The 8,337-nt window shown below is 71.6% G+C and carries 9 protein-coding genes; 1 reads left to right on the forward strand and 8 read right to left on the reverse strand.

Annotation, left to right across the window (positions count from 1 at the left end; genetic code table 11):
• On the reverse strand, positions 1 to 435 hold a 435-nt coding region (locus CCN39_RS29690), incomplete at its 3' end, for a PIG-L family deacetylase (RefSeq protein ID WP_208630446.1).
• The gene (locus CCN39_RS29695; protein WP_244211057.1) at positions 432 to 1,781 is read right to left on the reverse strand and encodes a DHA2 family efflux MFS transporter permease subunit; all 1,350 of its coding nucleotides are present in this window, start codon (positions 1,779 to 1,781) and stop codon (positions 432 to 434) included. The genes CCN39_RS29690 and CCN39_RS29695, both read right to left, overlap by 4 nt.
• Positions 1,782 to 1,876: 95 nt before the next feature.
• Here CCN39_RS29695 and CCN39_RS29700 point away from each other — a divergent pair, with 95 nt between their 5' ends.
• The gene (locus tag CCN39_RS29700; RefSeq protein ID WP_086847535.1) at positions 1,877 to 2,467 is read left to right on the forward strand and encodes a TetR/AcrR family transcriptional regulator; all 591 of its coding nucleotides are present in this window, start codon (positions 1,877 to 1,879) and stop codon (positions 2,465 to 2,467) included.
• Here the strand turns inward: CCN39_RS29700 and CCN39_RS29705 are convergent.
• The 6 genes from CCN39_RS29705 to CCN39_RS29730 all read right to left on the reverse strand — a co-directional run.
• A complete protein-coding gene (locus CCN39_RS29705) occupies positions 2,464 to 3,501 on the reverse strand; it encodes a DUF4328 domain-containing protein (RefSeq protein ID WP_086847537.1) in 1,038 nt (345 codons plus the stop codon). The genes CCN39_RS29700 and CCN39_RS29705 overlap by 4 nt on opposite strands.
• A 2-nt stretch (positions 3,502 to 3,503) precedes the next feature.
• Positions 3,504 to 3,863 (reverse strand): rhodanese-like domain-containing protein, encoded by a 360-nt coding sequence (locus CCN39_RS29710; protein WP_086847539.1) that lies wholly within the window; start codon positions 3,861 to 3,863, stop codon positions 3,504 to 3,506.
• A gap of 41 nt (positions 3,864 to 3,904) precedes the next feature.
• Positions 3,905 to 5,695 carry a sodium/solute symporter gene (locus CCN39_RS29715; RefSeq protein WP_086847541.1) on the reverse strand — a complete coding sequence of 597 codons (1,791 nt, stop codon included), beginning with the start codon at positions 5,693 to 5,695 and terminating at the stop codon, positions 3,905 to 3,907.
• A 31-nt stretch (positions 5,696 to 5,726) separates the two neighbouring features.
• On the reverse strand, positions 5,727 to 6,254 hold the full coding sequence (locus CCN39_RS29720; RefSeq protein WP_086847543.1) for a hypothetical protein: 528 nt from the start codon (positions 6,252 to 6,254) through the stop codon (positions 5,727 to 5,729).
• 14 nt (positions 6,255 to 6,268) lie between these two features.
• Positions 6,269 to 7,102 carry a LytR/AlgR family response regulator transcription factor gene (locus tag CCN39_RS29725; RefSeq protein WP_167455215.1) on the reverse strand — a complete coding sequence of 278 codons (834 nt, stop codon included), beginning with the start codon at positions 7,100 to 7,102 and terminating at the stop codon, positions 6,269 to 6,271.
• Positions 7,103 to 7,184: 82 nt separating this feature from the next.
• The coding region (locus tag CCN39_RS29730) for a carbohydrate-binding protein (RefSeq protein WP_086847545.1) at positions 7,185 to 8,337 on the reverse strand (1,153 nt) is incomplete at its 5' end.

An 8,337-nucleotide genomic window follows, 5' to 3' on the forward strand; every position in this document is an offset into this window, starting at 1 on the left:
CACCTCGTGGGTGCGGATGTGGTCCGGGTGCGGATAACCGCCCGTTTCGTCGTACGTGATCACCACGTGCGGACGGAACTCGCGGATCAGGGCCACCAGCGGTGCCGCCGCCTCCGACAGCGGCAGGGCCGCGAAGCAGCCTTCGGGCAACGGCTCGCCCTCGCCCGGCAGGCCCGAGTCCACGAAGCCCAGGAAACGCTGGCGGACGCCCAGGATCTCGGCGGCCGCGGCCATCTCGCGACGGCGGATCGCCGGGAGGTCCGCCCAGGTCTCGGCCGTGTCGAGGGCCGGGTTCAGGACGTCGCCGCGTTCGCCGCCCGTGCAGGTGGCTACCAGGACGTCGACGCCTTCGGCCGCATAGCGGGCCAGGGTGGCCGCGCCTTTACTGGACTCGTCGTCGGGGTGGGCGTGGACGCTGAGGAGGCGGAAAGTCATCGGGGGCTCCTTCGGGGGAACAAGAGGGCGGGGATCAAGGTCAGCGCTGACAGGGCCAGCGCCCACGTGAACGTGGTGCCGAATGCCGCCGGGGCCGGCACCGCGGCCGTGAGTTCGCCGTGGAGGATTGCGGCCAGCAGGGCGGTGCCCAACGAGCCGCCGATGCGGTTGATCACGTTGAACGCGCTCGCTGCCCGGGGGATGTGGGACCGCTTCAGGGAGCCGTACAGCGTTGTCATGCCGGGGGCCGTTGCCGCGCCCAGGCCGACTCCGCGGATCAACAGGGACAGGGTCAGCAAGGTGCTGCCGGGTGCCGAGGCGAGGCGGGTGAACGCCAGCGTTCCCAGCAGGGACAGGGCGATTCCGCCCAGCATCATGCGGCGGGGCCCGAAGCGGGCCAGCAGCCGGCCGCTAGCCAGCATCACCGCGGCCGAGCCGAGGGCCTGGGGTGCCAGCAGCAGCCCCGCCCGCAGCGCGCTCGCCTGCTCGACCTGCTCGTAGTACAGCGGGAGCAGCAGCATCGAGCTGTACAGCGACGCCCCCAGCAGGAACGTGCTCGCGCTCGCCACCGCGAACCCCTTGTTCCGGAACAGCGCCAGGTCCAGCACCGGTGACGCCGCCCGGGACGCATGGACGCCGTACGCGAGCAACAGCGCGACCCCGGCCACCCAGGCGACCACCACGCCCTCGGCCAGGCCGTAGACGAAGGCGCTCAGCCCCGGCGAGAGCAGCGCCAGCCCCCGGACGTCCAAAGGGGCCTTCACACCGCCCGGCGGAGGAGCCGGGAGGAGCCGCCGCGCGAACACGAACGTCGCCACGCCCAGCGGGACGACGCCGAAGAACATCCAGCGCCACCCGAAGTCCGCCACCAGCGCGCCGCCGAGCATCGGGCCCAGCACCGGGGCCACCGTCGCCGGCAGGGTGATCACGCCGATCATCCGGCCCAGCGCCGGCCCCGCCGCCTGCGCGAACACCGCCTGCCCGACCGGCTGCATCAGCCCGCCGCCCAGCCCGTGGAGCACCCGGAAGGCGATCAGCGAAGGCGCGGACCAGGCGAAGCCGCACAGCAGCGTGCCCGCGGTGAAGACCGCCACCGCCGCCAGCCAGACCGCCCGGCCGCCGAACCGGTCGGTCAGCCAGCCCGACAGCGGGATGGCCGCCGAGGCCGCGAGCAGGTACGCGCTCGCCACCCACTGCACCGTGGTCAGCGGGCTGTCCAGGTCGCGGGCGATCGAGCCGATCCCGACCGTCACGATCGTCGCGTCGAGGATCGACAGCACCGCGCCCATGATCAGGACCCCACCGAGCCGCCACAGCGCCGCATCGGGCCGTACCGCCGTTGTCATGCCCACCCCCAGTTGATTAGGTCGAACCTCAGATTAGGTCCGACCCACTCATTGGGTCAAGCACAAACTTGGGTCCGACCCAGTAGAGTGACGCCATGAGTGAGGGACTCCGGGACCGGAAGAAGCACGAGACCAGGAAGACCATCTCCGACGTGGCCACGCGGCTGTTCATCCGCAACGGCTTCGAGGACGTGACGATCGCGGACATCGCCGCCGAGGCGCGGGTCGCCAAGATGACCGTGACGAACCACTTCCCGCGCAAGGAAGACCTGGTCTTCGACATCCGCGCGGACTTCGTGTCCTGGCCCGCCGCCCTGATCCGCGACAGCGTCTTCCACGACACGCGCGAGCTCTACTTCGAAGCGCTGGGCGCCGAGCACGCGCTGGTCGGCTTTTCCGGCCCCGGCTTCGTGCGGATGATCAAGGAGAGCCCGATCCTGACGAACGCGCTGCACGAGATGCACCGCGAGCGCGAGACGGCGCTCATCGACCTCCTCATCCGGCGCCACCCCGAGGAAGACCTCACGCCCACGCTCGCCGCCGCCCACCTCACGACGGTCCTGCGGGTGCTGTTCCAGGAGGTCTTCGACCGGACCCTCGAGAACGAGAAAACCATCGTCGACGAGCTCTGGCCCCTCGCGGAACAGGCCTTCGACCAGCTCGAACCGGTCTTCGGCCGCTACTAGCGCGCGGCGCCGGCGGGCCGCGAAGCCCGCAGCTCCGGCTCGGGCGCACCCCGGACCTTCAGCACGCGCATCTCGCGCACGGCAAGGGCTTCCGACGGCGCCAGCAGCGCGGAGAACCGCCGCACCACCAAGGCCGTCAGCACCGCCAGCCCGGCCGCGGCGAGGTCGGTCAGCGCGACCAGCACGACGCTGTCGGCCATCGACTGCACGTCGTCGCGGAAGCGCCAGCCGATCGACACGCCGAGCAGGATCCAGTTCAGCAGCCAGGCGCCCCACCAGGCGAGCACCTGGCGCGACGGCTTCGGCCGGGTGTCCCGCGAGCGGCCCAGCACCGCGTGTTCCAGCTCGCCGACGACCGACAGCGCCAGCGGCAGGTTCGCCACCGGCACCAGAACACCGACCAGCACCTGCCACACCGGCCGCGGCGGGTCGTCGCCCGACACGTCCGCCGCCGCCTGGCGCGCGACCAGCAGCCACCAGAGCGACAGCCCGGCGGGCAGCAGCGCGAGGATCGAGGCGAGCAGGCCCGCGGTGAGCACGAAGCCGTCGGAGAACGCCACCACCGAGCGGGACAGCGCCGATTCGCGGCCCTGGACGAGCAGCACGTACCGCCAGATTTCCGCGCCCGCGGCGGCCAGGGCGAGCACGGCGAACGCGAACAGGACGACGACCACGCTGCGGCTGAGCACCGGCACCCGGTCGATCGGGCGGATCTCGTCGGACGCGGTGCCGGGCACCGTCGTCGGGCGCCGCCAGACCAGGTTGGGGAAGCCCCACCGCGGCGGCACCGGGTACGACGGCGGGCCGAGGTACGGCTCCGGCGCGACGACGCGGCGGCGCGGCCACGCACCGGGCGGCGGGGTCGCCACCCAGCGCAACTTCGGCCGATGGACCGGACGGCGGTGGTAGGGGTACGGCTCCGGCTGGGCGGCCAGCGTCCGGCCCTGCAGCTGCTGGGCGGACGGCGGCGGCGCCTGGCGCGGCCAGTACCCGGGCGGGTACGGCTGCCCGGCGGGAGGCTGCCCCGGGTGCAAGGCTAGATCACTTCGGGTTCGATGCCGGGGTGCTCGCCGACCATCGGCCGGCCTTCGCGCTGCCACGCGCCCATACCGCCGGCCACGTTCACCGCGTCCCAGCCGCTCTGGTTCAGCCACGCCGCCGCCCGTGCGGACCGGCCGCCGCTGCGGCAGATCACGTGGATCGGCTGGTCGTCGGGCAGGTCGGCCAGTTCACCGACGCGGGCGGGCAGCTCCCCCATCGGGATGTGCACGGCGCCGGGCGCGTGCCCGGCGGCCCACTCGTCGTCTTCGCGGACGTCGAGCAGCACGAGGCCGTCCTTGGGCAGGTCGCGGACCTCGGCGGTCGGCAGTTCAGCAGGGCTCACCACGATTCCCATGCTGCCATGCGGAGGCGTTGCCCGCGCGTGAGGTCGGCGCATCACTTGCGGTGCCGGCCGCGCCCGGCGACGCGGGTCTTCTCCTCGGCCTGGCCGAACCGGGCGACGGCCCGGTCCCGCATGAAGCCGAGCGGGTCCGGTGCGTGCAGCCGCAGCATGATGTCGTGGACGTGCTCCGGGCGGCCGTAGCCGGTGACGCGGCTGACCAGGTACGTCGTCACGAACGCGACCGGCACGGTGATCAGCGCCGGCTGGTTGACGAACCAGGGCGCCCAGCCGCCGGTGTAGCTGCTCACGACGTTGACCACCAGCGCGGCCAGCACCAGGCCGCCGCCGACGAACATCCCGGCCAGCGCGCCCGGCCAGGACAGCTTGCGCCACCAGATGCCCAGCACCAGCAGCGGGCTGAAGGTCGACGCGGCGAGCGCGAACGTCAACCCGATCGACAGCGAGATGTCCTCGGGCCGCAGCGCGACCGCCAGCCCGATCGGGCACAGCGCGACCAGGGCGGCCGCCACCCGGAAGTCCCGCACCCGGCCGGGCAGCAGGTCGGTCGACACGACGCCGGCGACGCTCACCAGCAGCCCGGACGTGCTGGACAGGAACGCCGAGAAGGCACCGGCCGCGGTGACCGCGCCGAGGATCTGGCCACCGACGCCCGGCAGGATCGCCGAGGGCAGCTGGAGGATCGCCGCGTCCGTCTTGCCGGTCACCAGCAGTTCCGGGACGTACATCCGCGACAGCGCGCCCAGCAGCGTCGGGAACAGGTAGAACAGCCCCAGCAGCAGCAGGACGTGCACGGTCGTGCGGCGTGCGGCCTTGCCGTCGGGGTTGGTGTAGAAGCGGACCAGCACGTGCGGCAGGCCCATCGTGCCGAGGAAGGTCGCGAACATCAGCGAGTACGTCTGGAGCAGGTCGGTGAGGCTGCCCGAGGCCGGGTGCAGCCAGTCCGCGTTGTCCGCGACGGAGTCGCTGACCACCGGCACCGGGGTACCGGCCATGAACTTCAGCTTGGTGCCTTCGGAAACCGTGTGCGGCGCCAGCGGCGTCCAGTGCGTCGGCCCGGCGGCCGGGCCGTTGTCGGTGCGGCCGTAGGCGTAGAGGTAGGTGTCCGAGGTGACGTGCAGGGTGACGTCGGTCTGCACGTCCACCGTGGTGTCGCTGACGAAGACCGGCGGCGCGGGCGAGCCGAGCGGCCGGAACCCGTCCGGGCTGCCGCCGGTGAAGAACACCACGCAGAGCACGAACGCGGGCACCGAGATCGCGAACAGCTTGACCCAGTACTGGAAGGCCTGGACCACGGTGATCGCGCGCATCCCGCCGGAGATCACGTTGAAGGTGACCACGATCATCACCGCGACCGCCCCGGCCCACACCGGCACCGGGAGGATCGTCGCCAGCGTCAGCCCGGCGCCCTGCAGCTGCGGGACCATGTAGAGGACGCCGATGAACACGACGAACGCCGTGGAGAACCGGCGCAGGCCCTGCGAACCGAGCCGCATTTCGACGAAGTCGGGCAGGGTGTAGGCCCCGGACCGGCGCAGCGGCGCCGCCACGAACAGCATCAGCGCCAGGTATCCCGCGGTGAACCCGATCGGGAACCACAACGCGTCGGCGCCGTCCTTCAGCACGATTCCGGCGATGCCGAGGAACGAGGCCGCGGACAGGTATTCGCCGGAGATCGCGGCGGCGTTGCGGCGGGACCGCACGGTGCGCCGCGCGACCAGGAAGTCGTGCGTGCTCGTCGCCGACCGCGAGGAGCGGTGACCGAGGTAGGGCGTCACCACGGCGACCAGCACGATGCCGGTCAAGGCCCACGGGTTCAACTGCACGGGAGGAATCCTCGCACGAGTCAGTGCGAAACTAGTTTTCGATCATGTCCACGAACGCGCGTTCGTTGCGCTCGGCGAGCCGGTTGTACCAGATTCCGACGCCGAACAGGAACGGGAACGGCAGCACGCCGAGAATCAGCCAAGCGACCGGGATGCCCAGCAGGCTGGCCCGGGAGAACCCGGGCACCAGGTAGAACAGCACGGGCAGCGAGCCGAAGACGCCGACGACGAGCAGCGCGAGCAGCACCGCCGTGCGCAGCTGCACCTTCACCAGGTGGTCGCGGACGAGCAGCTTCCCCCAGCTGGTCTGCTCCTCCAGCTCGACCCGGGCGCGCAGGGTGCCGGCGCCGCGGCGGGGATCGTTGAGGATCACCCGCTCCCGCTTGGGTCTCGCGTGGTGTTCCGGCTTCGGCGGCTCGTTCTCCGGGGCCGGTGGCAGGGACTCGACGACGGCCCGGTCGGCGGGCTGCGGCAGCGGCCGCTGCCGGGCACGCCTGCCGAGGGTCGGATCCGGTTCGCGGACGCCGTTCGAGCGGCGCTCGTAGAAGTCGTCGGTCATGGCCGGTCCCGGGGTCAGCCGTTCCGGCCCGAACCGACCAGCCGGTCCTTCAGCGCGCGGGTGTGCCGCCGGCTCACCGGCAGCACCTTCTCCTCGTTGCCGATGACGACCTGGTAGCCGCCCTGGCCCATGCGCAGCTCGGTGATCAGCGGCAGGGCGACCAGGAACGACCGGTGGATGCGGACGAACCCGGCCTTCTCCCAGCGCTCTTCGAGCTGGGCCAGCGGGATGCGGACGAGGTGGCTGCCTTCGGTGGTGAACAGCCGCGCGTAGTCGCCCTGCGCCTCGACCCAGCGGACCGAGGAGCGCGGGATGAGCTTGGTGGTGCCGGCCAGCTCGACCGGGATGACCTCGTCGTCGTTCTTGACCGGCTCGCCGCCCATCGCGCCGGGCGGGGGCGCCGCGGCGGCGGCCAGCTTCTCCATCACGCGCGTGATGGCGCGGTCGAGGCGGTCCTGCTGGTACGGCTTGAGCACGTAGTCGAGGGCGCCGAGGTCGAAGGCGTTGACCGCTTCTTCCGCGTGGCCGGTGACGAACACCAGCGCGGGCGAGGGCCGCAGCGCGGCGAACACGCGTGACATCTCCATGCCGGACAGCCCGGGCATGTCGATGTCCGCGAAGACGGCGTCGACGATCGGCAGGCCGCGGTCCTTGCGCTCGCGCAGCCTCGGGTCGTCGGTGGACAGCAACCGCAGCGCCTCGGAGGCGTCGATCGCCGGGAACACCTTCGCCACGTGCGGGCTGTTGCGCAGGCAGTGGACGAGTTCGTCAAGACCGTTCGGCTCGTCGTCCACGGCCAGGACCACGAGCTTCCGGGTGTCATCGTGAGCACTCACAGTGAAACGCATCCTGCCCATTGCCGAGTGCAATGTCCAGCCCCCGTCCGCCTGAAGTGGGGAGACCCGCGGCCGGGGCCGCGGGTCCCTCGTCTCAGTGCACGAAGGTGAACCAGTTGAGGTTCACGAAATCCGCGGGCTGGCCGCTCGTGAACGTCAGGTAGACGTTGTGCACGCCGGTCACCGCGCTGATGTTCGCCGGGACGGTCCGCCAGCTCTGCCAGCCGCCGGTGTTGCCGACGGCGAAGCTGCCGATGGGCGCGTTGGACCGGCTGTCCAACCGCACTTCGACCAGGCCGCTGACCCCACCGGCCGCCCCGGAGGCCACGCGCGCCTGGAAGTTCGTCGCCGCGCTGCCGCCGAAGTCGACGTTCGGGTAGAGGGCCCAGTCGCCGTTGGCCACCGCGCCGACGTTCTGGCCGCCGCCGGTGTCCGTGGTGGTCTCGGTGATCATCCCGGACTGCTGGCTGAACGACTCGGCTTGGATGGTGGTGTACGCGCTGTTCCCGCCGCCGGGCGGAGTCGTCGTGGTGGGCGGGGTCGTCGTGCCGCCACCGCCGCCGCGGGTGGTCACCGTGACGTAGTCGACGACCATCGGGTGACCCGGCACGATCCCCGGCCCCGGCGTGGTCGTGCCGGAGTTGTTGTTCGGGAACGCGCCGCCGATCGCGACGTTCAGCAGGACGAAGTAGCCCTGGTGGGTGGTCATGTTCGCCCACGTCGTCGCGTCGAGCTGGTTCTGGCTCACCGAGTGGAACTGCTGCCCGTCGACGAACCAGCGGAGGACCTGCGGGCTGGTGCTCGCGTCCCATTCGAAGCGGTAGGTGTGGAAGGCCGACTGGCAGCTGCTGCCGGGGCAGGCCCGGTTGTTCGGCAGGCCGGTGGTCTCGTTGCACGGGCCGCCGGGGTTGACGCCGCAGTGCAGGACGCCCCAGACGGAGTTGATCCCGTTGACGTTCTCCATGATGTCGAACTCGCCGATGGCGGGCCAGTTCCACCAGTTGCCGCGGTACGGGCCGCCGAGGGCCCAGAAGGCGGGCCAGTAGCCGAGCGCGGCCGCGCCGGTGACGTTCGGCATCTGGATCCGGCTTTCGATCCGCATGACGCCACCCGAGGGCGGCTTGAAGTCGGCGCGCTGGGTTTCGATCCGCGCCGACGTCCAGTTGCCGGCGCCGTCGCGCAACGGCGTGATGCGGAGGTTGCCGGCGCCGTCTTGGGAAACGTTGCCGGTGCTCGACGTGTAGTTC

This window comes from Amycolatopsis kentuckyensis (assembly GCF_002155975.1).
In the GTDB taxonomy this organism is placed as follows: domain Bacteria; phylum Actinomycetota; class Actinomycetes; order Mycobacteriales; family Pseudonocardiaceae; genus Amycolatopsis; species Amycolatopsis kentuckyensis.